The 24,614-nt window shown below is 65.3% G+C and carries 18 protein-coding genes and 2 pseudogenes; 5 read left to right on the plus strand and 15 right to left on the minus strand.

What is annotated here, in order from left to right; all coding sequences use genetic code 11:
• Both AC30NL_RS01325 and AC30NL_RS01330 read left to right on the plus strand, forming a co-directional pair.
• Nucleotides 1-199, plus strand: a 199-nt coding sequence (locus tag AC30NL_RS01325; protein ID WP_489462209.1) for a hypothetical protein, incomplete at its 5' end; no start/stop codon positions are given.
• Between the two features lie 111 nt (nt 200-310).
• On the plus strand, nt 311-565 hold the full coding sequence (locus AC30NL_RS01330; protein WP_489462210.1) for a YopJ family acetyltransferase: 255 nt from the start codon (nt 311-313) through the stop codon (nt 563-565).
• Nucleotides 566-593: 28 nt separating this feature from the next.
• On the opposite strand, the gene AC30NL_RS01335 is transcribed toward AC30NL_RS01330, so the two are convergent.
• The 4 genes from AC30NL_RS01335 to AC30NL_RS01350 all read right to left on the minus strand — a co-directional run bounded on the left by AC30NL_RS01335 (nt 594) and on the right by AC30NL_RS01350 (nt 4,015).
• Nucleotides 594-2,384, minus strand: a complete 1,791-nt coding sequence (locus AC30NL_RS01335) for an urease subunit alpha (RefSeq protein ID WP_489462211.1) — start codon at nt 2,382-2,384, stop codon at nt 594-596.
• A gap of 4 nt (nt 2,385-2,388) precedes the next feature.
• Nucleotides 2,389-2,694 (minus strand): urease subunit beta, encoded by a 306-nt coding sequence (locus tag AC30NL_RS01340; RefSeq protein WP_489462212.1) that lies wholly within the window; start codon nt 2,692-2,694, stop codon nt 2,389-2,391.
• The gene (locus AC30NL_RS01345; RefSeq protein ID WP_489462213.1) at nt 2,691-3,299 is read right to left on the minus strand and encodes a HupE/UreJ family protein; all 609 of its coding nucleotides are present in this window, start codon (nt 3,297-3,299) and stop codon (nt 2,691-2,693) included. Before AC30NL_RS01345 ends, AC30NL_RS01340 begins: the two co-directional genes overlap by 4 nt.
• A gap of 413 nt (nt 3,300-3,712) precedes the next feature.
• A complete protein-coding gene (locus AC30NL_RS01350) occupies nt 3,713-4,015 on the minus strand; it encodes an urease subunit gamma (protein WP_489462214.1) in 303 nt (100 codons plus the stop codon).
• Nucleotides 4,016-4,114: 99 nt separating this feature from the next.
• On the opposite strand from AC30NL_RS01350, the pseudogene AC30NL_RS01355 reads away from it, so the two are divergent.
• Both AC30NL_RS01355 and AC30NL_RS01360 read left to right on the plus strand, forming a co-directional pair.
• A pseudogene (locus AC30NL_RS01355) lies at nt 4,115-7,140 on the plus strand (ATP-binding protein).
• On the plus strand, nt 7,121-8,119 hold the full coding sequence (locus AC30NL_RS01360; protein WP_489462215.1) for a response regulator: 999 nt from the start codon (nt 7,121-7,123) through the stop codon (nt 8,117-8,119). Before AC30NL_RS01355 ends, AC30NL_RS01360 begins: the two are co-directional and overlap by 20 nt.
• Nucleotides 8,120-8,166: 47 nt before the next feature.
• On the opposite strand, the gene AC30NL_RS01365 is transcribed toward AC30NL_RS01360, so the two are convergent.
• Both AC30NL_RS01365 and AC30NL_RS01370 read right to left on the minus strand, forming a co-directional pair.
• The gene (locus AC30NL_RS01365; protein WP_489462216.1) at nt 8,167-10,740 is read right to left on the minus strand and encodes a response regulator; all 2,574 of its coding nucleotides are present in this window, start codon (nt 10,738-10,740) and stop codon (nt 8,167-8,169) included.
• A 2,453-nt stretch (nt 10,741-13,193) separates the two neighbouring features.
• Nucleotides 13,194-14,618: pseudogene (locus tag AC30NL_RS01370) on the minus strand (serine/threonine protein kinase); the annotation flags it as partial.
• A gap of 228 nt (nt 14,619-14,846) precedes the next feature.
• On the opposite strand from AC30NL_RS01370, the gene AC30NL_RS01375 reads away from it, so the two are divergent.
• Nucleotides 14,847-17,315, plus strand: a complete 2,469-nt coding sequence (locus AC30NL_RS01375; RefSeq protein ID WP_489462217.1) for a TonB-dependent receptor — start codon at nt 14,847-14,849, stop codon at nt 17,313-17,315.
• 41 nt (nt 17,316-17,356) lie between these two features.
• On the opposite strand, the gene AC30NL_RS01380 is transcribed toward AC30NL_RS01375, so the two are convergent.
• The 9 genes from AC30NL_RS01380 to ccmA are packed head-to-tail and all read right to left on the minus strand — an operon-like array spanning nt 17,357 to nt 24,230.
• Nucleotides 17,357-18,496 (minus strand): tetratricopeptide repeat protein, encoded by a 1,140-nt coding sequence (locus AC30NL_RS01380; protein WP_489462218.1) that lies wholly within the window; start codon nt 18,494-18,496, stop codon nt 17,357-17,359.
• Nucleotides 18,493-18,942 carry a cytochrome c-type biogenesis protein gene (locus AC30NL_RS01385; RefSeq protein ID WP_489462219.1) on the minus strand — a complete coding sequence of 150 codons (450 nt, stop codon included), beginning with the start codon at nt 18,940-18,942 and terminating at the stop codon, nt 18,493-18,495. Before AC30NL_RS01385 ends, AC30NL_RS01380 begins: the two co-directional genes overlap by 4 nt.
• Complete coding sequence (locus AC30NL_RS01390; protein WP_489462226.1) at nt 18,935-19,465, minus strand: DsbE family thiol:disulfide interchange protein; 531 nt, start codon at nt 19,463-19,465, stop codon at nt 18,935-18,937. Before AC30NL_RS01390 ends, AC30NL_RS01385 begins: the two co-directional genes overlap by 8 nt.
• A gap of 2 nt (nt 19,466-19,467) precedes the next feature.
• Nucleotides 19,468-21,450 (minus strand): heme lyase CcmF/NrfE family subunit, encoded by a 1,983-nt coding sequence (locus tag AC30NL_RS01395; RefSeq protein WP_489462220.1) that lies wholly within the window; start codon nt 21,448-21,450, stop codon nt 19,468-19,470.
• Nucleotides 21,447-21,914 (minus strand): cytochrome c maturation protein CcmE, encoded by a 468-nt coding sequence (ccmE, locus tag AC30NL_RS01400; protein WP_489462221.1) that lies wholly within the window; start codon nt 21,912-21,914, stop codon nt 21,447-21,449. Before ccmE ends, AC30NL_RS01395 begins: the two co-directional genes overlap by 4 nt.
• Nucleotides 21,911-22,087, minus strand: a complete 177-nt coding sequence (ccmD, locus tag AC30NL_RS01405) for a heme exporter protein CcmD (RefSeq protein WP_489462222.1) — start codon at nt 22,085-22,087, stop codon at nt 21,911-21,913. The genes ccmE and ccmD overlap by 4 nt, the downstream gene beginning before the upstream one ends.
• On the minus strand, nt 22,084-22,872 hold the full coding sequence (ccmC, locus tag AC30NL_RS01410; RefSeq protein ID WP_489462223.1) for a heme ABC transporter permease CcmC: 789 nt from the start codon (nt 22,870-22,872) through the stop codon (nt 22,084-22,086). Before ccmC ends, ccmD begins: the two co-directional genes overlap by 4 nt.
• Nucleotides 22,869-23,537, minus strand: coding sequence for a heme exporter protein CcmB (gene ccmB, locus AC30NL_RS01415; protein WP_489462224.1), 669 nt, complete (start codon nt 23,535-23,537; stop codon nt 22,869-22,871). Before ccmB ends, ccmC begins: the two co-directional genes overlap by 4 nt.
• 12 nt (nt 23,538-23,549) lie before the next feature.
• The gene (gene ccmA, locus AC30NL_RS01420) at nt 23,550-24,230 is read right to left on the minus strand and encodes a cytochrome c biogenesis heme-transporting ATPase CcmA (RefSeq protein WP_489462225.1); all 681 of its coding nucleotides are present in this window, start codon (nt 24,228-24,230) and stop codon (nt 23,550-23,552) included.
• Between the last annotated feature and the right edge of the window lie 384 nt (nt 24,231-24,614).

Genomic DNA, 24,614 nt, shown 5'->3' on the forward strand with positions numbered 1-24,614 from the left:
GGCCGACTACAAGCTGGCCAAGGCCCATGTGCTCAACATATTGACGCAGGCGGCGCTGTACCACGATCTCGACAAACGCGTGGTGGAGCGACTGCGTGAGCGTGTGACCTCCGGCCTCAGCGCGCACGCGATGGCAACGGGTCGATGCGAGACTCCGCCAGCTAAAGTGGCTCGAACCGGGGATGCAAGACACCCATGAGGAACCCATGAGTGGCTTCGATACGCCGTAGGCGTACCCTGTCCTGAGGTATCGAAGGGTCAGCCTGAACGGAAATCGGTGTCCGCCACCTGAAGGCATACATATCTCGACATGCCGCCTGAGTTCATGAAGCACATGCATTCGCATACCTTGGCACGGAGCTTGGCAGGCGCCAACGCCATCGTCACCAAGGACAAGACGGGCGACGCGGCAGAGACCCTGCTTCAGCGCGTCCAGGCCTATCGCACCGATCGCTTCGGAAAGCAGTACAGCACGTCCATCGAAGGCTTTCGCTTTCAGGAGATCCGGCGGGCAGGTGAGTACCTGGCGGCGAAGAAATCCCCGAAGAAGTCCCGGTTCGATTGATAGCCGTCGTGTTGCCGCCTGCTCCGCGTCAGAACAGGAAGTACCTTTGCGCCATCGGCAAGCTCGTGGCTGGCTCGCAAGTCAGCAGCATGCCATCGGCACGGACCTGATAGGTCTGCGCATCGATCTCCATCTTCGGTGCGCAGGCGTTGTGAACCATGTGCTGTTTCTTCGCCGTGCGGCATGCCTTTACCGCGGCGACGCGTTTGTGAAGGTTCAGCACTTCATGCACACCGCCTGCGATCGCGGCTTGGCTCATGAAGGTGATCGAGCCCTTGTGCAGCGCACCACCGAAGGAGCCGAACATCGGGCGGTAGTGCACGGGCTGCGGGGTTGGGATGGATGCATTCGGGTCACCCATCGCGGCCGCGGCAATGAAGCCGCCCTTCAGGATCAATGACGGCTTGATGCCGAAGAAGGCGGGCTTCCACAGCACGAGATCGGCCCACTTGCCTTCTTCGATGCTGCCCACTTCATGCGAGATGCCATTGGCGATGGCGGGATTGATCGTGTACTTGGCGACGTAGCGTTTGACGCGTGTGTTGTCATTCCTGGGGTCAGCGTCGCAGACACCGAGAAGCTCTCTTCCCCGTCTGGGGGAAGGGCTTGGGGTGGGGGCAGCAGCGGGCGCCAACCACCCCCTTTGCTGCTTCATCTTGTGCGCGGTCTGCCAGGTGCGGATGATGACCTCGCCGACGCGGCCCATGGCCTGCGAGTCGGAGCTGAACATGCTGATTGCGCCAAGGTCGTGCAGTACGTCTTCCGCGGCGATCGTCTCGCGCCGAATGCGGCTCTCTGCGAAGGCCAGGTCTTCGGCGATGCTCGCGTCGAGGTGGTGGCACACCATCAGCATGTCCAGGTGCTCGTCCACCGTGTTCACGGTATAGGGCATGGTCGGGTTGGTGGACGATGGCAGAAAGTTCTCTTCGCCCACCACGCGCAGGATGTCAGGCGCGTGGCCTCCGCCTGCGCCTTCGGTATGGAAGGCGCAGAGCGACCGACCCTTGGTTGCCGCGATCGTGTCTTCCACGAAGCCCGATTCGTTGAGCGTGTCGCTGTGGATGGACACCTGCGTGTCGGTCTCTTCGGCGACGCTCAGGCAGCAGTCGATGGCCGAGGGTGTCGTGCCCCAGTCCTCATGCAGCTTGAGCCCGATGGCGCCGGCTTCGATCTGCTGGCGCAAGGCTTCAGGCTGGCTCGCGTTGCCCTTGCCGAGAAAGCCGATGTTCATGGGAAACGCATCGGCGGCCTGCAGCATGCGCGCGAGGTTCTCCGGTCCCGGCGTGCAGGTGGTAGCGAAAGTCCCGGTGGCAGGCCCCGTGCCGCCGCCGAGCATGGTGGTCACTCCGCTCATCAGCGACTCTTCGATCTGCTGCGGGCAAATGAAATGGATGTGACTGTCGATGCCGCCAGCCGTGACGATCATGCCCTCGGCCGCAATCACTTCCGTGCCCGGGCCGATGACGATGTCCACGCCCGATTGCACGTCCGGGTTGCCCGCTTTGCCGATCTTCGCGATGCGCCCGGCGCGCAGGCCGATGTCGGCCTTGATGATGCCCCAGTGGTCGAGGATGAGTGCATTGGTGAGCACGCAATCGACAGCCTCGTGCGGATGCGGTCCGTTGACGCGCTGCGACTGACCCATTCCGTCGCGAATGGTCTTGCCGCCGCCGAACTTCATCTCTTCGCCGTAACCGCCGGCCGCGGTGGTCAGGTCGAGTTCGACTTCGACGATGAGGTCGGTGTCAGCGAGGCGGAGTCGGTCGCCGGTGGTGGGGCCGAACATCTCGGCATAGGCACGTTTTTGAATGCTGGCCATGTCGTTAGATTGGCCCTTGCACCAAGCCGCGGAAACCGAAAACCCTTCGGTCACCCGCATAGTCCACCAACTCCACCGTCCGCTGCTGCCCCGGCTCGAACCTGACAGCCGTGCCCGATGCAATGTTGAGCCGCATGCCTCGCGCGGCAGCGCGGTCGAACTGCAATGCAGCGTTCGTCTCTGCAAAGTGATAGTGCGATCCGACCTGGATCGGGCGGTCGCCGCTGTTCTCGACCACCAGCGAGATGCTGCGTCGCCCGGGATTCAGTTCGATGTCACCCGTGTCGATCAGCAACTCGCCCGGAATCATGCGAATGGTCCGAGCAACACTGCGCCGAAAAGGGCCAGGGCCGCGCCGCCGAGTCGCGGCAACCAGGGTGCACGCTGCGGTAGCCAGCGGCCAAGCGCGATGCCCAAGCCCTGCAGCAGCAGCGTGGCGACGAGCATGCCCGCCAAGGCAAAAGTCTGCGCCGGCCCGGCCAGTTCGAAGCCGTGAGCGGCGCCGTGGAAGAGGGCGAATGCACTTGCCATCAGCGCACCGGCCCACGAAGGGATGGTCCAGCGCATCGCGATCAGGAGGCCCAGCACGAACAGCGAGCAGGCGATCAAGGGGTCGACCACTGCGACCGGTGCGTGCTTGAACCCGAGCATCGCGCCCACCATCACCATCGCAGTGAACGCGAAGGGCATGACCACCGCACGCTTTGCGGTCATCGAACTCCAAAGCCCGAACGCCAGCATCGCGGTCCAGTGATCTGCACCAATGAGCGGATGAACGAACCCCGCCCACAAGGCGGCCACCGCATCGTGATGCGCGCCCGCATCGCCACCACCATGGGCCGCGCAAAGCCCGGGAAGTGCGAGCGCCAGAACCACCGGGCCCACACGAAGCAATGGATGCCGCAATGTCTTCAAGCGTGTACTCCTTGGGGAATGAATGAGCGATCGGTCAGAAAGCCGCCGCACCGCCCAAGGCGGTTGAGAGGCGAATAGTTCGGTCTGGGTTTGTCGACGCTATGCCCCGAGCGAGGCTTCTTGGAAGCACCCCTTTCAGGGTGTTCGCTCCCTCTCCCTCTGGGAGAGGGCGGGGGTGAGGGCCGTGGGCGGTGAATAAGGCCATGGGTTGCCATCAGCGCAGCCCCTCACCCAGCCTCTCCCCAGAGGGGAGAGGAGCCAATACAAGACCTTGAAAGGGGTGTTTCTTGGAAGCCTGTCCTGAGCGAGTCGAAAGGCTCTGCCTGAATTGGAGTTGAGTGCACGCCGAGAACAAACTCTCAGCCTCCGAGCTACCTCGCGGAGCAAGAGCGACGTGACTTGGAGGCGCCATGTCAGACGATTGGCTGATGCACCGTGACAAGCTTGGTGCCGTCGGGGAAAGTGGCTTCCATCTGAATTTCGGGGACCATCTCCGCCACCCCGTCCATCACATCAGCGCGGGTAAGAACGGTCTTGCCATCGCTCATCAACTCGGCCACCGACTTGCCGTCGCGTGCGCCTTCCATGATGGCCGCGCTAAGGAGGGCGACGGCTTCGGGATGGTTGAGCTTGAGGCCCCGTGCCTTGCGGCGTTCGGCGAGCAAGGCTGCGGTGAAGATCAGCAACTTGTCCTTCTCGCGAGGAGTGAGTTCCATTGAGGTGCCGAAAACAAGGAATGTTTCACATCTTAGGACAGACCCGTATTCCAAGCACCTAAAAACCCCACGGCATGCAGCTTGCGTTGCTCGACCGCCATGAGTGTCGCGACGCCTCCAACGGCCCACGCCCCTCGCGTCGGCCCCGCGGTGACCACTTCGGTGCGCACTGAGGCAGTGCAGCGCGTCGTCAAGGTGCGTCGCGACTACAACAAGTGGGTGGCGAGCGAGACCATGGAGGACTATGCGCTGCGCTTCACGCCGCACAGCTTTCGAAAGTGGTCGGAGCTGCGGGTTGCCAATACGGCCTTCGGCGCGGCGTCCTTCCTTGTGCTCGAAGCCGTGGGCGCAACGCTGCTGGTGGAGTACGGCTTCGTCAATGCCTTCTGGGCCATCCTCATCACCGGCCTCATCATCTTCTTGGCAGGCGTGCCCATCAGCTGCTACGCCGCAAGGCACGGCGTGGACATGGACCTGCTCACGCGCGGCGCGGGTTTCGGCTATATCGGTTCAACCGTCACCTCGCTCATCTACGCGAGCTTTACCTTCATCTTCTTCGCGCTGGAGGCGGCCATCATGGCCTACGCCTTGGAGCTGGCTTTCGACATCCCGCCGGCCTGGGGCTATCTGATCTGCGCGCTCGTCGTCGTGCCGCTGGTGACGCACGGTGTGACGGTGATCAGCAAGCTGCAGGTGTGGACGCAGCCGCTCTGGATTTTTCTCCTCGTCGTCCCCTATGTCTATGTGTTCCAGAAGAATCCGGGCGTGTTGAATGAACTGACTGGCTATGCCGGTGCGAGCGGGCAGGGCGGGCAGTTCAACATCGCCATGTTCGGCGCGGCAATGACGGTTGGAATCGCGCTCATCACGCAGATGGGCGAGCAGGTCGACTATTTGCGCTTCATGCCGGAGCGCACGCAGAAGAACCGGTTTCGATGGTGGGCGGGCGTGCTGGTCGGCGGGCCGGGGTGGGTCGTGCCGGGTGTGCTGAAGATGCTGGGTGGCGCTTTGCTGGCGTACCTGGCGATCAGCCACTCGGTGCCGGTGGACAGGGCGGTGGACCCGAACCAGATGTACCTCGCCGCCTATGAATACGTCTTTCCACGCGCCACCTGGGCGATTGCAGCGACAGCCTTGCTGGTGGTCGTGTCGCAGTTGAAGATCAACGTGACCAACGCCTACGCCGGCAGTCCGATGACATGGCCTATTGCCCGGCCTACCTCGGGCACATCTGTTCACTGTGCTGCTCGCTCGACGCTCGCTGCAATGACATGTGCAAGCCCGACGCGAACTGGTCCGCGCAATGGCAGGCCGCGGCGCGCAAGATTCTGCCGAGCGTGATGTGGGGCAAGCTCGACACCGAACTCGGCCGCTACCTGCTGTCGATGTGCGCCATCGTCCCGATGCTTGGCATGTTGTTCTACATGATCTACCAACACGAGCTGAAGCAGCTGCACGACACCGCCGACGGCGTGCGCCAAATGATGGCGCAGGCGATCGGTCTCGGTTTCATGAAGGTCTTCGCCGCGCTCGTCGTCGTGACGGCAATCGTCACCTGGTGGATCGTGCTCACGCACAAGAGCCGGCAGGTCGCGCAGGAAGAGAGCAATCGCCAGACGCAGGCCCTCAACGAACAGGCGCAGGCGTTGCGCCACGAGATCGAGTCGCACCAGCGCACCGACGAAGCGCTGCAGCAGGCCAAGCGAACCGCCGATCTCGCCAATCAGGCCAAGAGCCGATACATCTCCGCCATCAGCCACGAGTTGCGAACGCCGCTCAACAGCATCATCGGCTACGCGCAATTGCTCGATGAAGACGAGGGCGTGCCCGCGCACCGCAAGCAGGCGGTGAGCGTCATCCGGCGCGGCGGCGACCATTTGCTGTCGCTGATCGAAGGCACGCTCGACATCGCGCGCATAGAAAGCGGCAAGCTCACGCTCGACGTCAAGCCGATGCGCTTTCAGGAATGCGTGCAGCAAATCGTGCGCATGTTCGAGCTGCAGGCGGCGGGAAAGGGCTTGATCTTTCGCCACGAGGTCAACGGCAGCATCCCCGACGTCGTACGGGCCGACGAGAAGCGCATGCGGCAGGTGCTCATCAACACCCTCGGCAATGCGGTCAAGTTCACGAGTGCAGGCCAGGTGATGTTTCGCATGAGTTATGCACGCGAGATGGCGGTGTTCGAGGTCGAAGACACAGGCCCAGGCATCGCGGCACACGAGATCGCGCAGATCTTCGAGCCCTTTGCACGAGGCAGTGCGGTGAGCAGCACGGCGGGCGGCGGCACGGGTTTGGGCCTCACCATCGGCAAGATGCTCACCGACCTGATGGGCGGCGAGATGACGGTGCACAGCAAGGTGGCGACGGCCGACGATGCGACGTCGGGCACGCTGTTTCGCATCCGCCTCTTCCTGCCCGAGGTGCGCGCGGCGGTGGCAGAGCGCGAACTGCCTCGCGTGGTGCGCATCGGCTATGCCGGGCAGCGGCGCACGGTGCTTGTCGTTGACAACGAAGAGGTGGATCGCGACCTGCTCGTCAAGGTGCTGGCGCCGCTTGGGTTTGACGTTCGTTGCGCCGCTTCAGGCCATGAATGCCTGTCGATGCTCGACGAGTGCCGGACCGATGCAGTTCTGATGGACCTTGCCATGCCGGGCATCGACGGTTGGGAAACCATCCGGCGCATGCGTGCAGGCGGTGTGAACCACACGCCGGTGGCCATCGTTTCCGCCAACGCTTTCGACCGCGGACTCGACAACGACGTGAACATCGCGCCAGGAGACTTCGTGTTGAAGCCCGTGCGCAAGAGCGAGCTGCTCGATTGGCTGGGCCGCGCACTGGCGCTTGAATGGCTGCATGCGCCACTGCCGGAATTGCAGTCGCCGAGCTACGACAAGTCGGCCGACAGCTCCTTCGTCTATCCGGCCGAAGCGCGCCTGAAGGCGCTCGACGAATTGATTCAGCTCGGCTATTTCCGTGGCATCGTGAAGCTGCTCGACGACATTGACGCCGAGTCGCCCGAGTGCGCGAGCTTCATCGCCCACCTGCGCAATCTCGCGCGACAGTTCCAACTCGACGCCATGACCGGCGTTGTCAGAAAGGCCCGCGATGCGCGCATTGGTCCATGAGGTGCCGACTTCCTTGCGCCTGCCAGGCCGCGACCACATCGATCGCCACACCGCCGACCTCGTTCTCATCGTCGACGACGTGCCAGACAACCTGTCGGTGCTTCACGATGCGCTCGATGAAGCCGGCTACACCGTGCTCATCGCCACCAGCGGCGAGGCGGCCTTGCAGCGCGCAGCCCAGGCCTTGCCCGACATTGTGTTGCTCGACGCGATGATGCCGGGCATGGACGGCTTCGAGCTTGCGCGGCAACTGAAAGTGCGGCCCGACACTGCGCACATTCCAATCATCTTCATGACTTGCCTCACCGAGACCGAGCACGTGGTGGCCGCGTTTCAAGCGGGCGGTGTCGACTACGTCACCAAGCCAATCCGCCCGCGCGAGGTGTTGGCGCGCATCGCCGTGCACATGCAGGGCGCGCGGCAGGCAAGACAGGCGCGAAATGCGCTCGACGCCTTCGGTCACGCGACCATGGCCATCCGCATCGACACCGGCCGCGCGGTGTGGCAGACACCGCTTGCGCGCAAGCTGCTGCAGAGTTACTTCGGTGCAGTGGAGGCTGGTACGGCATCGGCGCAGGTGCCCGAGCAACTGCTGGACTGGCTGCAAGCCCAATCCGAACTTGCGGCACAAGGCCTTGCACCCAAGCCGCTCGCACTCGTCAACGGCGCCCGGCAGCTCGTGCTCAATCTTCAAGAGCGCACGGCCGATGAAGACTGGCTGATCGTGATGCGCGAAGTGTCCGACACGGCGGTGGTCGAATCCATGATGGAAAGCTTCAAGCTCACGCTGCGCGAGGCGGAGGTGCTTTACTGGGTGGTGAAGGGCAAGACCAATCGTGACATCGGCGACATCCTGGGGTCGAGTCCGGCGACGGTGAAGAAGCATCTCGAGCACATCTACGAAAAGTTGGGCGTCGAGACGCGAACGACGGCGGCAAGCTTGGCAATCAGCAAGGTTGGTGAACTCGCGCGACGGTAGTTCGTCGCGACTGGGCCAGACTTCTGCTTGCGGGCTTTACTTTGCGCCTAGATCAGGCGCCTTTTGACGTGCTGCTCGGGCACGCTCGAAAAGCTCTCAGCCTCTGAGCCGGCGGCTTGCGCGCGATGGCTCGCCTTGGGCTCCCGGCGCACCCAGTGCACCAGCGTCCCGAACAGATCCTCCACCTTGATCGGCTTGGCGACGTGGTCGTTCATGCCGGCGGCGAGCACCTTCTCGCGGTCGCCGACCATCGCGTTCGCCGTCATCGCGATCACCGGCAGATCGCGCCAGCGTGCGTCGGCGCGTAGCGCGCGCGTCGCCTCGTATCCGTCCATCACCGGCATCTGGCAGTCCATCAGCACGGCGTCGAAAGTCCCGCGCTCGAGCATCGCCAACGCCTCTGCGCCGTCGGCGGCGATCTCGGTCAGCACGCCGACGCGGCGCAGCAGGTCACACGCAAGTTCCTGGTTGATCTCGTTGTCTTCGACCAGCAGCACTCGCACGCCGACAAGCGCCGCGCGATGTTGCAGCAGCGCTTCTTCGCGCCGGTCGCTGCGCGCGGCACGCGGGCGAGATCTTGTTGGCGCCAGCGCAGCCAGGCAGGCGTCGAGCAGCGCCGACGGCGTCACCGGCTTGGTCAGTGTCGCCGCCACCGTCACCTGCTCGGCGGCGAGGCGGCGCGCCACCTCGTCGCGGCTGAAAGCGGTCAGCATCAGCACGGTCGGCGGCGGGTGGCGCAGCGTGGTGCGCGCCAGCCGCTGCGCGCAGCCGATGCCATCCAGCCGCGGCATGCGCCAGTCCAGCAACAGCAGCTCGAACGGTTGGTCTGCTGTGTCGGCAGCAACGACAGCGGCGATGCCTGCCGCGCCGTCGGCGACGGCCGTGGGCCGCATGCCGAGCGCGGTCGAGGTCTCGACCAGCGTCAGGCGCGCGCATTCGTTGTCGTCGACGATGAGCACGCGCCGGCCATGCACGTGTTCGCGCAGGCCGGCCGGCTCGGCCGGCTCTTGGTCGCGGGTCTCGAAGCGGGCATTGAAGCTGAAGCGGCTGCCCTGGCCGGGCGTGCTGTCGAGGCTGATTTCGCCGCCCATCATGCGCACGAGATGGCGGCAGATCGCCAGCCCGAGGCCGGTGCCGCCGAAGCGCCGGCTGGTCGACGTGTCGGCCTGCACGAAGGGCTGGAACAGCCGTTGCTGCTGCTCGGGCGGAATCCCGATGCCGCTGTCGCGGACCTCGAAACCCAGGCGCACCGCGCTGCCTTCGTGTTCCAACAGTTCGACGGCAATGATGACCTCGCCGCGCTCGGTGAACTTGACCGCGTTGTTGCCCAGGTTCAGCAGCACCTGGCCGAGTCGCGCAGGGTCGCCGATCAGCTTGTACGGCAACCCCGGCGGCACGGCGAACACGAGCTCCAGCCCTTTCTCTTCGGCGTGCATACCAACAACCGTGGCGAGGTTGTCGAACACCTCGTCAAGCTCGAACGGGATGCTTTCCATGTCCAGGTGGCCGGCCTCGATCTTCGAGAAGTCGAGGATGTCGTTGATGATGCCCAGCAGCGATTCGGCCGAGTGGTGCACCTTCTGCACATAGTTGCGCTGCTCGGCGTTGAGCCCGCTCTGCAGCGCGAGATGCGACATGCCGAGAATGGCGTTCATCGGCGTGCGAATCTCGTGGCTCATGTTGGCCAGGAACTCGCTCTTCGTGCGCGAGGCCTGTTCGGCGACGCTGCGCGCCTCGCGTTCGGCCTCAGCCTGGCGCCATTCGGTGAGGTCGAGCACGAACGCGACCGCGCCGTTGATCGGATGGTTGATCAGTCCCGAGCACACCAGCACGGGGACGTGGCGGCCGTCTCGCGCGATGTAGGCCTTCTCGTACGGGGCGCAGACGCCTTTGAGAAGAATCTCCTCCCGCCGCCGCTCATCGTTGGCCAGCAGCTCGGGTGGCGTCAGGGCTTGCCACGTGAGGCCCGCGCCCTGCAGGTCGGCGCGCTCGTAGCCCAGCATGTCGAGGAAGGCGGCGTTGGCGTCGGTGATGCGGCCGGTGATGTCGACGAAGAAAACGCCGATGATGTTCGATTCGAAGATCCCGCGGTTGCGCACTTCACTGGCTCTCAGCGCTTCCTCGGCGCGTTTGCGTTCGGCGTTTTCCTCGCGCAGTGCGTCGTACAGCAGCGCGTTCTCGAGCGAGATCGCGGCCTGTGCAGCCAGCACGTCCAGCACTTGCAGCCGCTGGGCGGTAAAGGCATCGGGCACCGTGCGGTGCTCGAGCAGCATCAGGCCGACAAGCGACGCGTGACGCAGGATCGGCAGGCACAGCAGCGACTTCGTCGGCCGCGCCGCGAAGTACGGGTCGGCGGCAAACGGGTGCGGCCGCGTCGCGTCGCCCAGCAGCACCTGCTTGCGGCTGCGCTGCACGTGGTTCAGCACCGACGTCGGCAGCATGTGAGGCGGCAGCGGCTGGCCGCACGGCGTGACATGCACCAACGGCTCCGGCGTGCTGCCGACGCTGGCTTCGGCGGCCAGCACCAGGCCTTCGTCACGCACCAGCACCACCGCGCCGTACTGTGCATCAGCGCTTTCCAGCATCTGCCGCAGCAGCGTGTCGACCACTTCGGCCAGCACGATGCGGCCGAGATCTCCTGCGACGCCTTCATGATCGACAGCAGGTCCAACTGCGCGCCGGAGTCTGTCGGCACCGCGGCACGCAGCGCCGGGTGGGCCGCTTCGAGCTGGCGCAGCTTGGCGGTGGCACCCCAGCGCGCGTAGGCGCGGTGGGCCTCACGCAGGTACAGGTCGGCAAAGGCGGCGAAGCCGCGCGCGCCGTAGAACGCGGCCGCCAGCTCGTGTGCCAGCGCTTCGTCATGCACGAGGCCGTATTCGCGCGCCGCCGCAATCGCCGCTTCGTAGAGCCGCATCGCGTCGCCGTCGCGGCCTTCAATGCGCGCCAGCTCGGCCTCGACCAGCTGCTGCTTGTCGGCAAAACTGGCCGGGCGCGCGGCGGCCCACTTGCGCAGCGTCTCGAGGTGGATGCCGATGACGGCGCTAGCCTGCGTGCGCTCGGCCGCTTCGGCGCCATCGTGCAGGGCGGCCAGCGTCAGCGCGCCGAAGAAGTGATAGTCGAGAAACTGGATCTGCGCCATTGCCGTGTGCAGCAGCGGCCTTGCGCGTTCGGCCGCGGCCTGCGCGGCGGGGAACTCGCCGGCCAGGAAGTGCAGCTGCAGCTTCAGGATCCAGTGGAAGCAGACCATCGACGGCAGGCGCTGCGGGCCGAGACCGGCTTCGAAGGCCGCGTCATCGAACGACGCGTCGGTGAAGCTGTCCAGCGCCACCGTCCGGCCCTGCAGAGCGTCGATGAAGCGCTGCTGGTCGCGCACCAGTTCTTCCATGTCGCCGGAGCACGCCTTGTGCACGAAGTCGACGTTCTGCGCCGCCTCTTGGCGCAGCGTGTCGAGCGCGTCGCCGCGCAGCAGCAGGCCGGCGACGACGAGTGCGCGGCTGTAGCAGGCGAAGACGAGGTCGCCACTGTCGTCGGCGGCGCGCGCCGCGACGCGCATCGCTTCGATCGCGCTGCTGGCGGGCCGGTTCCAGAAAGCGACCATGCCGACCGCGTGGAGGATGCGTGCCGGGTGCTCATTGAAGCCATGCCGGCGCGCCAACGCGGCTGCCGTGTCGGTGAAGCGACGGCCGTCAGGATAGCGGTTGAAGACCGGCCCGAGCACGATGCCGAAGTAGGCACAGGCACGCGCCGCCGCCGCGCTGGCCCCATGTCGGATGACCAACCTGACCATGCGGCACAGCAGCAGGTGGTAGAGCTGCGGGTCGGCCAAGAAGGCCGCTTCGAGCGGGATCGACAGCGCGTGCATCAGCGCGCGCTGTTCGGGGTCGCTGACCAGCGGCAACGCGGCCAGCGCTTCGATCGGGCGGCTGCCGAGTTCCTGCCACACCGCGTCGTACTCGGCCTGCACCTCGGCCGCGCTGGGGTGCGCCGCGATGTCGGCGCCGAACAGACGCAAGCAGGCCAGCGCTTCGTCGACCGCCTGCGCGTGCTGCCCCTTGAGCGCGTGCAGCAGCACCTTGCGGTGCGATACCGAAGCGCGATCGGCACGGCTCGAAGCCTGGCGGCCGAGCGCGGCGATGAGTGCATCGGCGACGTCCAGCCGGCCGACGGAGGACTCGCATTCGGCGCTTTCGAGGCGCAGCTCGAAAGCCAGCGTGTGCTGAGCGTCGCGGCCGGCGGGGGCGGCGCCATCGGCCGTGTCGAGCAGCGCCAGCGCGGATGCGAAGTGCGCCGCGGCGGCCGCGAATGCCGCCTCCGCCTTGGCTTGGCGGCCGGCGCTCTGCGCAAGCGCCGCGATCTGCAAGCGCTCGGCACGGTCGGCGACTGCAGGGGTGCCGCGCTCGAACTGGCTCACGACATCGAAAAGGTGCGTCGCCAGCTGCTCGGGTGGCAGACCGGCGAGCAGGCGGCGCCCAATGCGCAGATGGACCGCTGCCGGCTCGGATCCGTCGCTCAGCGCGTAGGCCGCTTCGCGGATGCGGTCGTGGCCGAAACGCAGGCTGTCGTCGCCCGGCGAGGCGCGCAACAGCAGGCCGTCGTGCAGCGCTGGCGCCAGCCACGCCGAGGTGTCGGCGACCGGCGCGTCGAGCGCCAGCGCCAGCAGCACCGGCTCGAAACGGTGGCCCAGGAAGGCTGCTGCATGCAGTGCCTGCTGGGTCGCCGTCGGCAGCCCGCTCAGCGTGTGCGCCATCAGCCGCGCCAGATCGTCGCCGAGGCCTTCACCGTCGATGCGCGCCAGGTCCCACAACCTGTCGTCGCCGTTGCGGCGCAGCGATTCGAGCAGCTGCGTGAAGTGGAGCGGGTTGCCGCCGGTGCGCGTGAAGACGACGTGCGTCAGCGGCTCGCAGGCCGCGGGGTCTGCGTGCAGCGTTTCGGCGACGAACTGCCGCAAGGTGTCGAACGGCAGCGGCAGCAGCTCGATGGCGGTCGTCGGCATGCCGCCCTCACGCCAAGCCTGCAGCCGCTTCCGCAGCGCCGGCGGCAGCTCGGGGTCGCGGTACGTGGTGATTAAAAGCAGCGCACCGCTGTCGACGCAGGACAGTAGGTGCTCGATGATCTGCAGCGTAGCATCGTCCGCCCATTGCAGGTCGTCGAGGAACAGCAGCAGCGGCTGTTCGCGGCGTGCGAACACGGCGATGAAGCGGCGGAACACGAACAGCAGCCGCTGCTGCGATTCGGCCGGCGACGCCGTCGGCAACGCCGGTTGGGGGCCGACGATGAGGCCGAGCTGCGGCATGAGCTGCACCATCAGCGCCAGGTTGTCCCCCAGCGCGGCTTGCAGGCGTTCGCGCCAGCCGGCGAGTTGTGCGTCGCTCTCCGCCAGCCGCTGCTGCACCAGTTCACGCAGCGCCTGTTTCAGCGGGAGGTAGGGCGTGTCGCGCTGGAAGGGATCGAACTTGCCGGTGATGAAGCTGCCGCCCGCGCCGGCGACCGTGCGGTTCAATTCACGCACCAGCGTCGACTTGCCGACGCCCGACGACCCGGCGACTGTGACGAACTCCGGCCGGCCGCTGTCGACAACACGCTCGAACGCGGCCTGCAGCACGCCGGCTTCGCGCTCGCGGCCGTAGAGCCGCTGCGGCCGCTGGAAGTGTTCGGCGCGGCCCTGCTGGCCGGGCACAAAGGTCTCATTGCGGCCGCCGGCTTCGATGTCGGCAAGACGGCACTCCAGGTCGGCCTGCAGCTCACGTGCGCTTTGGTAGCGGTCTTCGGGGAGTTTGGCGAGTAGTTTGTCGACCACCGCGGCCAGCGACGCCGGCACATTGGGCGCGGCCTGCGCCAACGGCAGCGGCGGTTGCGCGAGGTGGCAACGGACCCAGCCGAGCGCGTCGTCGGCGCTGAACGGCCATTGCCCGGCGAGCATGCGGTACAGCACGACGCCCAGGCCGTAGAAGTCGCTGCGCCTGTCCACCGGCCGGTTCATGCGGCCGGTCTGTTCGGGCGACAGCGTGGCCCAGTCGGCGGTCGCTTGCGGAACCGGTGCATCGGCCGCGGCAGCGTCGGTGGTGGCGCGGCTGGCCTCGACCAGCGTTGCGCTGTCGGTGGCCAGGTCGACCATCCAGTGCGCCGGACGCAGGTCCATCAATACGATACCGGCTTCATGCAGGGCGGCCAGCGCAACCGTCATGCACAGGGCGAGCCGCAAGCTTCGTGCGACGTCGAATTGCTGCTGCGCCAGTGCCTGGTCCAGGGCTTCGCCGGACAGCGACTCGAAGGCCATCGTCAAGCCGTCTGCGTCTTCGAACGGAAGCTCCGGCCGGCCGATGGTGCGGGCCTGCAGCGAGCACATCAAGCTGGCTTCGCGTTGCCAAGCCGCCAGCGTGCCGGCCATGCCGGCTTCGCTGCGTCGCACGATGGCGGAAAGGCCGTCGGCTGATGTCGCGAGGTACAGCCCGGAACTTGCCGTCGTGCCAACGCGGCCTTGCAGTCTATAGCTCGCCATGTGGTGACCAGGGGGACTCTCGGACCATGCTAGATCGAAAGCCGCACGCCAGCAATCGGGCAGCCATGTCCTTACTAGCCATGCCCACTCACATGCGGGGCCGGGGTGCGTCGCTGCCCGGGATCGGACAAGTGTTGCGTCACCGCAGCCCGTGGGCACCAGCACTGCACCCAAGATAAATCTTGACGCCCTGCGCGCCGTGGCGGTACTCTGGCCCCGGAGTCCGCAATGATCTTCACGACACAAGCGGCCCGTCCGCAGACCTTGCTTCTTATCTCCGCATCCGCCGCAGCCCTGACCTGCGCCGCACCGTCGATCGCGATGGCGGCGGACGACCAGACGCCCATCACCCTCGAGCCGGTGATCGTCAACGCGCGCAAGCGCGACGAGAACATCCAGAACATCCCGGTGGCGGTGACCGCGGTCTCCGCCGAGAAGCTCGACAACTACGGCCTGCGCAGCATGGAGGCGATTGCCGCCTCGATCCCGCAGCTCAATATTGTGCGCGGCAGCTCCGGTTCGGGCGCGACGATCAGCCTGCGCGGCATCGGCTCGACCTACACCAGTATCGGCATCGAGCAGTCGGTCGCGGTCAACCTGGACGGCGTCTATTTTGGCCAGGGCCGGATCATCAACGAAGGCTTCTTCGACATGAAGCAGGTCGAAATCCTTCGCGGTCCTCAGGCGCTGTTCTTCGGCAAGAACGCCTCTGCCGGAGTGATCTCGTTCCGCTCTGCCGACCCGGGCAACCATTTCGAAGCGCTGGCGCGGGCCGGCCATGAGTTCAAGGGCAAGGTCGCCAACTTCGAGGGCGTGGTGTCCGGGCCGGTGACCGACACGATCGGGCTGCGCCTGGCGGTCCGCAGCTCCGACATGTCGGGCGGCTATATCCAGAACGTCGCCCCGGCCACGACCATGACCACGCACAATCTTGCCGATGGTGTGGCGACGCCGCATGCCGCGCCGAAGCCGACGCAGGATCTGCCGGGCGAGCACGACCTCTCCGCCCGAGTGACGGCCCAGTACACGCCGTCCGATCGGTTCCAGCTCACTGCGAAGGCAGGCATCACCCGCTACCGCACCGACAACGCCACCTCGAACTACGAGATGGTCAACTGTCCGAAGGGCGTTGCGCAGAACGACCCGGGCGAAAATTGCGTGCAGGATCGCAAGATCCGCCAGAACGACCTGCCGGCCGACATCGGTGCCACCAACCCGCTGCTCGGCCGCCATGACGGGCGGCTCTACCAAGACTATGACGCCTCCGTGGTCAGCGCGAACGCCGCCTACACCGGCGACAAGGTGGACATCACCTCGGTCACCGGCCTGCACCGGTTCGTGAACTACTTTCTGGGCGACTACGACTTCACCGCCAACGTCAACGGCGGCACCTGGGGCTCCGAGCGCTCCCAGTACAAGGCGTTCTCAGAGGAGATCCGGACCCAGACCAAGCTGGAAGGCCCGCTCAACTTCATGGGCGGCGTCTATTACCAGAAGTCCCGCCTTGACTTCGACCAGCAGATCATCTTCCCCGGCGCGCTGGAGAACTCCCTCGCGAGTGATCCCACCAAGCGCTATATCACCGTCGCGAAGCTTTCCTACACCGACGGAACCACCTTCGCTGCCTTCGGCCAGGTGCAGTGGAAGGTCACGCCGAAGCTCGAGCTGGACGCAGGCGCGCGCTACACCCGCGAGACCAAGGACTCCCAGTTCGTCCAGCCCTATGTGATCAGCGCCTACCAGCCGGTGTTTCGCCAGAACCACCCGATCGCTGCTACCCAGAGCTTCAACGACCTCTCGCCCGAGGTGACGCTCACCTACACGCCGCGCGACAACCTCACGGCCTTCGTCGGCTACAAGCAGGGCTTCAAGTCGGGCGGCTTTTCGGGCAGTGCCCTGGACAGCGCCATAGGTAACACCACCGTGGCTGATCTGGCGTTCGCGCCGGAGCGCGTCATAGGATTCGAAGGTGGACTCCGCACCCTGCTCTTCGACCGCACGCTGCGGCTTGCGGTCGGCGCCTACCGCTATACCTACTCCGACCTGCAGATCGACTACTTCGATGCCGCAAAGATCCAGTTCATCACCAAGAACGCAGCCTCATCCCTGGCCCAGGGCCTGGAATTCGAGGCCGAATGGAAACCGCTCCCGCTGCCGAGCCTCACCCTGCGTGGCACACTGAACTACAACCGCGCGCGCTATCGGGACTTCGCGGACGCGCCCTGCTACGGTGGCCAGACACCGGCCGAGGGCTGCACCATCGTCGGCGGACGTCCGACCCAGGATCTCAGCGGGCACAGCACGTCTCTCGCGCCCACCTGGACCGGCTCCTTCGAGGCGGACTACCAGCAGAACGTCGGCCAGAACCTGGTCTTCGGGGCCAGCGCCAACGTGAAATACTCCAGCACCTACTCCGCCAACCCGTTCGGCAATCCCCAGGCGAAGCAGGGCTCCTACGCCACCCTCGACGGCGCGCTGCGGCTGCGGACCCGGGACTCGCGCTGGGAAGTCGCCCTCATCGGCAGGAACCTGACCAACAAGTACGTCCGCTACTACGTCGGGGACCCCCAGCAGCGGCGCCAACACCGGGACGGCGGCCGGCCTGCATTCCGACCTCGTTGGCACGCAGAACCAGCCCCGCACCATCGCCGTCCAGTTGACCTTCAAGTACTAAAGCCGGTACTAAGGCTGTACTAAGGCTGTACTAAGGCAGTGTCGCCGCCACGGAAGGTATCTGCCTATCGCGACACTTCGGCGTTGATCTCCACCTTCAGCGCATTCGTTCCCACCTGCACAGACGGCACGAGTCCCTGAAGATCGCCGTTCTGCGGCATCGCGTTCCCGCTCTTCGAGACTCGCGCCCCGACGGCCACGCTTGCGGCGCCTGACAACTTCGACGCCGGTGACATCGCCGAGCTGTCGTCGAGCGTGAACTGGAAGGGCAGGTCTTTCACCTGTTTGCGGATGATGGCCAGCGGCATGCGCGAGCCTTCGACGGGGCGGGCGAAGACGAAGACGGTGTCGTCGGGCGAAACACGGCCTTTCAAGTTCTCGGCCAGTGTCACGATGCCAGTGATCTGCGCCGGACCCGCTGCGGTAGCCGCCGCTTTGGGTGCAGCATCTGCAGCCGCCGGCATGCTTGCCATCTGCCTCGCTTCCGCGATGCTGGCGCGAATCTGCTCGGCGAAAGGCGAGTCTGCCGGCTCGACTTTGGCGAGGTCTTCCCAGTAGCGAACCGCGCCCTTGTAGTCCTTGCGCTCGAAGGCTGCAGTGCCGGCGAGCGCCAAGGCCTTGGGATGTTTGGGGTCGGCCTTCAGCGCGCGTTCGATGAGTTGGGTGGGTTCGCCTTCGAGCTTGCGGTTGTTGGAGAGCGCCACAGCCACGGCGTGGTCCGACAGCAGCGTTGCATCGTTGGGCCGCAACTTCTCCGCCGTGTTGAATGCCTGGTTCGCGTCCGCCTGCTTGCCCATGGCCGCATAGGTGCGCGCGAGCATCTGCCAGCCGTCGGCATCGTCGGGCTGCTCTTTGAGGTGGGTGAGCAGCTTGTCAACCAGCACGTTGATCTTTGCCATCGCTTCCGCCCGAGATGCGGCACTCATGGGCGGCTGCGCGTCGGGGGACGCATCTGCCTTGGCCGACGACTCGGGCCCCAGCACGAGGCGATCGGGCGCACCGAGCACGGCGTAGCCGCCGCCGGCCATCACAAACACGAAGACCGCCAGCACGCCGATCAATCCGGCTGATGAACCCGGCGCAGCCACCGCAGGTTCGTCCTCCAGCGGCTTGGAAGCCACACCGCCGCGCCACCACAGCGAGCGCGTCAACAAGGCAGCGGCCAGCACGCACAAGGCTGCCGCCACCAACACGAATACCGTCATGAACTTACCTCTCCCTCAAGGCCGTCGACCTCATCGGGTTCGAATCGGTCGTCGCTCATGCGCGTGCGTTTGCGCAGCAGCAGAATCAATCCAAGAAGCCCGCCCACCAGCAGCACGCCGGGGCCGAACCACAGAAGCCAGGTCGTGGCTTTCACGGGCGGCCGATACAGCACGAAGTCGCCGTAGCGATCCGTCATGTACTTGAGCACCTGTTCGTCGCTCTCGCCCTTGCGCAGCATCACGCGAACCTCTTCGCGCAGGTCGACCGCCAAGTCGGCATGCGAGTCGGCGATGGTCTGGTTCTGGCACACGAGGCAGCGCAGCTCCTGGGCGATGCGCATCATTCGGGCTTCGAGCGCCGGGTCGGCGGCGGCGTTGGGCGCATCCTTGGCGAACGCGCCGAAGACGAGCAGGCTCAGCAGGACGAGGGTGCAGAGCTTACGCATTGAGCTTCCTCAGCATGGGCATGAGTCGCTTGTCGATCACATCAGGCGTCAGCGGCCCGATGTGCTTCATGCGGATGATGCCCTGCTTGTCGATCACGAAGGTCTCGGGCACGCCATACACGCCGAAGTCGATGCCGACGCGGCCGTTCTGGTCGAAGATGGATGCGTCGTAGGGGTTGCCGAACCGGTTGAGCCAGCCGAGGCCGTCAGACCTCTGGTCTTTGTAGTTCAGGCCGATGATGGGCACGGCCTTGGTCTTGGAGAACTCGACCAGAAGTGGATGCTCCTCGCGACATGCGCCGCACCACGATGCCCACACGTTGAGCATCCACACCTTGCCGAGCATGTCGTCGCGGCGAAGGGTGGCGTTGGCGTCGTCGAGCCGCGTGAGCGCGAAGCTTGGCGCGGGTTTGCCGATGAGCGGCGACGGCACTTCGTGCTGGTCCAGGCGCAGCCCCCGCCACAGAAAGAACACCAGCAGGGCGAACACGCCCAGCGGAATGATGAATCGCAGGCTTTTCATGTTCATGCCTGGGCTCCAGACGTGACGGTGGCAGGACTCTCTTGCTTTTGCTTCACGCGGTAGCGGCGGTCGGTGGCGGCGAGCGCGCCGCCCAATGCCATCAGCAGGCAGCCGCCCCAGATCCAGTCGACAAAGGGCTTGACGTAGACACGAACGATCCACGCGCCGCCGTCCACGGGCTCACCCAGAGAGACGTAGAGGTCGCGTGTGAAACCGGGGTCGATGGCGGCTTCGGTCATCGGGTTCTTCTGCACGCGGTACACACGCTTTTCAGGGAGCAGCACGACAACAGGCTTGCCGTTGCGCGTGACTTCCATGAGGCCTTGTACCGCTTCGTAGTTGGGGCCTTGCACGTTTTTCAGTTCGCGGAAGAAGAAGGTGTAGCCCGAGACCTCGGTGGTGTCGCCGACCGCCATCTTCACGTCGCGTTCGAGCTCGTAGGTGTTGACCATGCTCACGCCGAAAGCGAAGGCCGCCACGCCAAGGTGGGCGACGAGCATTCCGACCATCGCGCGAGGCATCAACGCAAGACGTCCGACCCATCCTGCGCGCACGCCGCCTGCGGGCTGCACGCGCTCCCACACGTCGGTGGCGACGGCAGCGACGATCCAGAAGGTCATGAGGAAGCCGAGCGTCGCACCTGCCGTGATGCGGCCAGCCAACCAGCCTGTGGCGAGCGCGGCGATGACCGTCACCACGACCGCCCACTTCAGGCGCTTGGCAAGATCGGGCAACTCAGTCTTCTTCCAGCGTGCGAGGGGGCCGACGCCCATCAGGAACACGACTGGCACCATCAAAGGAACGAACACCGTGTCGAAGTACGGCGGGCCCACCGAAATCTTGCCCATGCCGAGTGCATCGAGCAGCAGCGGGTAGAGCGTGCCCAGGAGCACCGACAGCATGGCCACGACGAAGAGCACGTTGTTGGCGAGCAGCATGGTCTCGCGCGACACCAGCTCGAAGCGCGAACCGAGTCCGATCTTGGGGGCACGCCATGCGTACAGTGCAAGCGATCCGCCGATGACGATGGCGAGGAAGGCGAGGATGAACAGGCCGCGGCGCGGGTCTGTCGCGAAGGCGTGCACCGACGACAACACGCCCGAGCGAACGAGGAAGGTCCCGAGCAGCGAGAGCGAGAAGGCGATGATGGCGAGCAGCACCGTCCATGACTTGAAGGCGCCGCGTTTCTCTGTGACGGCCAGCGAGTGAATCAATGCCGTGCCCGCCAACCAAGGCATGAAGGAGGCATTTTCAACCGGGTCCCAGAACCACCAGCCGCCCCAGCCGAGAACGTAATACGCCCACATGCTGCCGAGCATGATGCCGATGGTGAGGAAGGTCCACGCCGCCGTGGTCCAAGGCCGCGTCCAGCGCGCCCAGGTGGCATCGAGGTTGCCGCCAAGCAGAGCAGCGACTGCATACGAGAAGGCCACTGAGAATCCGACATAGCCCATGTAGAGCATGGGCGGATGCACCACCATCCCCGGGTCTTGCAGCAGCGGATTCAAATCATTGCCGTCAGCCGGCACCGGAAACAAGCGCTCGAACGGATTCGAGGTCGTCAGCATGAACAGCAGAAAGCCCGCGCCGATCAGCCCCATCACGCCCAGGATGCGCGCGATCACCGGCTTGGGCAGGTGCTTGCTGAACTGGCTCACCGCCAGCATCCACCCGCACAGCATCATCAGCCACAGCAGCAGCGAGCCCTCATGCCCGCCCCACACGCCGGCGATGCGGTACTGCAAGGGCAGTGCGCTGTTGGAGTTGGTGGCGACATACAGCACCGAAAAGTCGTTGCGAACAAAGGAACTCGCGAGGCAGATGAAGGCGATTGCCACCAGGAGGAAGTGCGTTTGTGCTGCAGGGCGCGCAATCGACATCCAGTCGCTGCGTCCGCGCGCTGCGCCGAGGATGGGCAGCGTGCCTTGAATCACCGCCACCGCCAGCGCGAGCAGCAGGGCAATCTGGCCGATTTCCGGAATCATTGACCTGTCCCTTTCACGACGATGCTTTTGCCGATCTTCCTGTTCATGGCTTCACCCTGCTTCAAGGCCGCGGCGGCTTCGGGCGGCATGTAGTTCTCATCGTGCTTGGCGAGCACTTCGCGCGCGACGAATACGCCGTCATTGCCGACCTGACCCTGTGCCACCACGCCTTTGCCCTCCTTGAAGAGGTCCGGAAGAATGCCCTGGTAGCGCACGGGAATCGTCTTCACGGTGTCGGTGACGAGAAAGTTCACGGTGACACCGTCGCGTTTGATGCTGCCGGTTTCGACCATGCCGCCGAGGCGGAAGGTGCGGCCCACCGGCGCCTCCTTGGACGCCACCTGCGACGGCGAATAGAAGAACACGAGATTGCTCTGGAAGGCATTGAGCACGAGCGTGGCGGCAACGCCGACGGCGACGACGATGCCGCCGATGATGGCCAGACGTTTCTGGCGAGGCTTCATGAACGTGATTCCTGTTCGGATGATTCGATGGCGAGGGCCACGGCGCGCTGTCGGCGTCGGGCCACGAGCCAGGGTTCGGCGGCCATCAGGATGGCGGTGACGGCGTACGCCCCACACACATACAGGCCGTAGCCGCCCATGGCGAAGAATTCTGAGGCGCTGTGCCAGTTCATGAGTACTGCTCCTTGCCTGCCGTGAGTTGGCGAACCCAGTCGGCATGCGATTCACGCTCGAGCACGATGGCACGGGCGCGCATGAACACCACCGCGAAAGCGTACGCCCAGAAGGCAAAGGTCATCAACAGCATGGCGGTGAGCATGGTGCTGGCCATCTTGGGTGCGGCGGTGGCGCTGATGGTGGCGCCCTGGTGCAGGGTGTTCCACCATTTGACCGAGAAATAGATGATGGGAATGTTCACCGCGCCCACGATCGCGAGAAGCGCGCCGGCCTTGTCCGAGCGCCTCACGTCGTCAATGGCCTCGGTGAGCGCGATGTAGCCGATGTAGAGGAAAAGCAGGATCAGCTCAGAGGTGAGCCGCGCGTCCCACACCCACCAGGTGCCCCAGGCCGGCTTGCCCCAGAAAGCGCCGGTCCACAGGGCGATGAAAGTAAAAAGCGCGCCGGTGGGGGCCAGGGCATGGGCAAGCATCGCCCCCATGCGCGCGTTGAAGGCCCAGCCAGCCGCCGCCCAGAACGCCATGGCGAGGTAGATCACCATGGACATCCAGGCGGCAGGCACGTGGATGAAGATGATGCGGTAGGACTCGCCCTGCTGCGCGTCCGTGGGCGCGATGAAGAAGCCCACATAGAGGCCCCAGAGCGTCAGCACGATGGCAGCGCCCCACAGCCACGGAATCAAGGCACCGGTGAGCGAATAGAAGCGCGACGGCGCCGCGAAAGTGAACCAGCGGATGCGCGAGGCGCTGTCTTTTTTTCCCATGGTGATGTCGCGTGTCATTCGACGGAGATCCGCAAGGCGGCCGAAGTAGCGGGGGGCGCGGTCAGCGCCGTGAAAATGAGCAGGGCGCCAAGTATCGAGTAGTGCCCCGCCGCCGATTGTCCGCCCTCCACGGCGCCCACCGCGCCGGTGCCGAAGATCAGCGCCGGAATCGACAGGGGCAGCACCAGGAGGATGATCAGCACGCCCGCGCTGCGCAGGCCGAGGGTGAGTGCGGAGCCCACCGAGCCAAGCAGGCTGAGTATCGGCGTTCCGAGCACAAGCGACAGGGTCAGTGCCGTGATGGATTCGCGGTTCATGTCGAACAGCAGGCCGAAAAGCGGCGCGGCGATGACCAGCGGCAAGCCGGTGAGCGTCCAATGCCCGGCTGACTTGGCCGCGGCGATGACGACCGCGCTCTGTCCCGACAGCAGCATCTGCTCCAGCGAGCCGTCGGCGTAGTCGCCGGCGTAAAGATTGGTGACAGACAGCATGGCGGCCAGCAGCGCGCAGACCCACACCACGCCCGGTGCGATCAGCCGCAAGGTGTCGTGCTCGGGCCCGACCCCCAGCGGAAAGAGGCTGACTGCCACGACGAAGAAAACGACGGGCAGCAAGGCCTCGATGCGCCGGCGCATCGCGAGCTTGATGTCACGCAGGTAGAGGGCGAGGAAGAGGTTGCGCATGCAGTCGGCCCCTCAGCTACGGTGATCGGCATAGCGATCGAGGTCGACTTCGATCGGGTTCAGGAGGGCGGTGTTCAAAGGCAGATGGCTGGTCAGCAGCACGCTGCCGCCGCGGCCGACATGGTCTTTCAGTAGACGGTTGAGGCAGTCGATGCCGTTGACGTCCAGTGCGTCGAATGGCTCGTCGAGGATCCACAGGGACGGCGTGGTTTCCACCGCCAGCCGGGCCAGCGCGACCCGCCGCCGCTGCCCTTGCGACAAGGTCCGCACGGCGGCGTTGCGCCGGCTGTGAAGCTCAAGACGCTCGAGAGCCGCGTGCACCGCTGCAATCTGGGACGGCCGCTGGTGAACCCGCAACAGGAATTCAAGCGCCTCCGTCACCGTGAGGTCTTCTTTGAGAGCATTGGCATGGCCGATGTAGACAAGCCGTTCACGATAGGCACTCGCGCGACGCACCGGCACGCCATCACTCAACACCTCGCCGTGCTCCGGCGTCGACAGCCCCGCTGCCAGCCGCAGCAGGCTTGTCTTGCCGCGTCCGTTCTGGCCGCGCACCCACACGATCTGTGCGGCACCGATGTCCAGATCGAGGTCCTTGAAGAGGAGGCGGGTTCCGCGACGGCAGGCGAGGCGTGCGGCCGTGAGATGCGGCGCAGCAGGGTGCGGGGAAGTGTGCAACTGGGGCTGATTCACGGGCAGGGGCGTATGTGATTGCAAGACTTGGGCCGGGAGCGGGAGTTTGAGGCCTTGGAAGGCGCCCCCTCCTCGCGCAGCTCTCGGGAGCCGGACCATACGTCAACAACCTCTCACTTTGAGAACCACCTCTTTCAAGGTCTTCACTCCCTCTCCCTCTGGGAACTGACCTTTACGCACGCTGGACACGTGGAAAGTTGCGCGTCTTTACTGGCTTTGAAGACATTCTTTTGCAGTGATGTGAGTTTTCGACCGAAAACGATGTGAACTTCAGATGCATCAGGGGAGATGGGGGTGATTTTTGAGAGACCCCTCACCCCAACCCTCTCCCCCCGCCGGGGGAGAGGGAGCCGAAATGCGTGACTTCGAAGCGGGCCACAGCGA

This window comes from Rhizobacter sp., from assembly GCA_021153565.1.
Taxonomy (GTDB): Bacteria; Pseudomonadota; Gammaproteobacteria; order Burkholderiales; family Burkholderiaceae_C; genus Albitalea.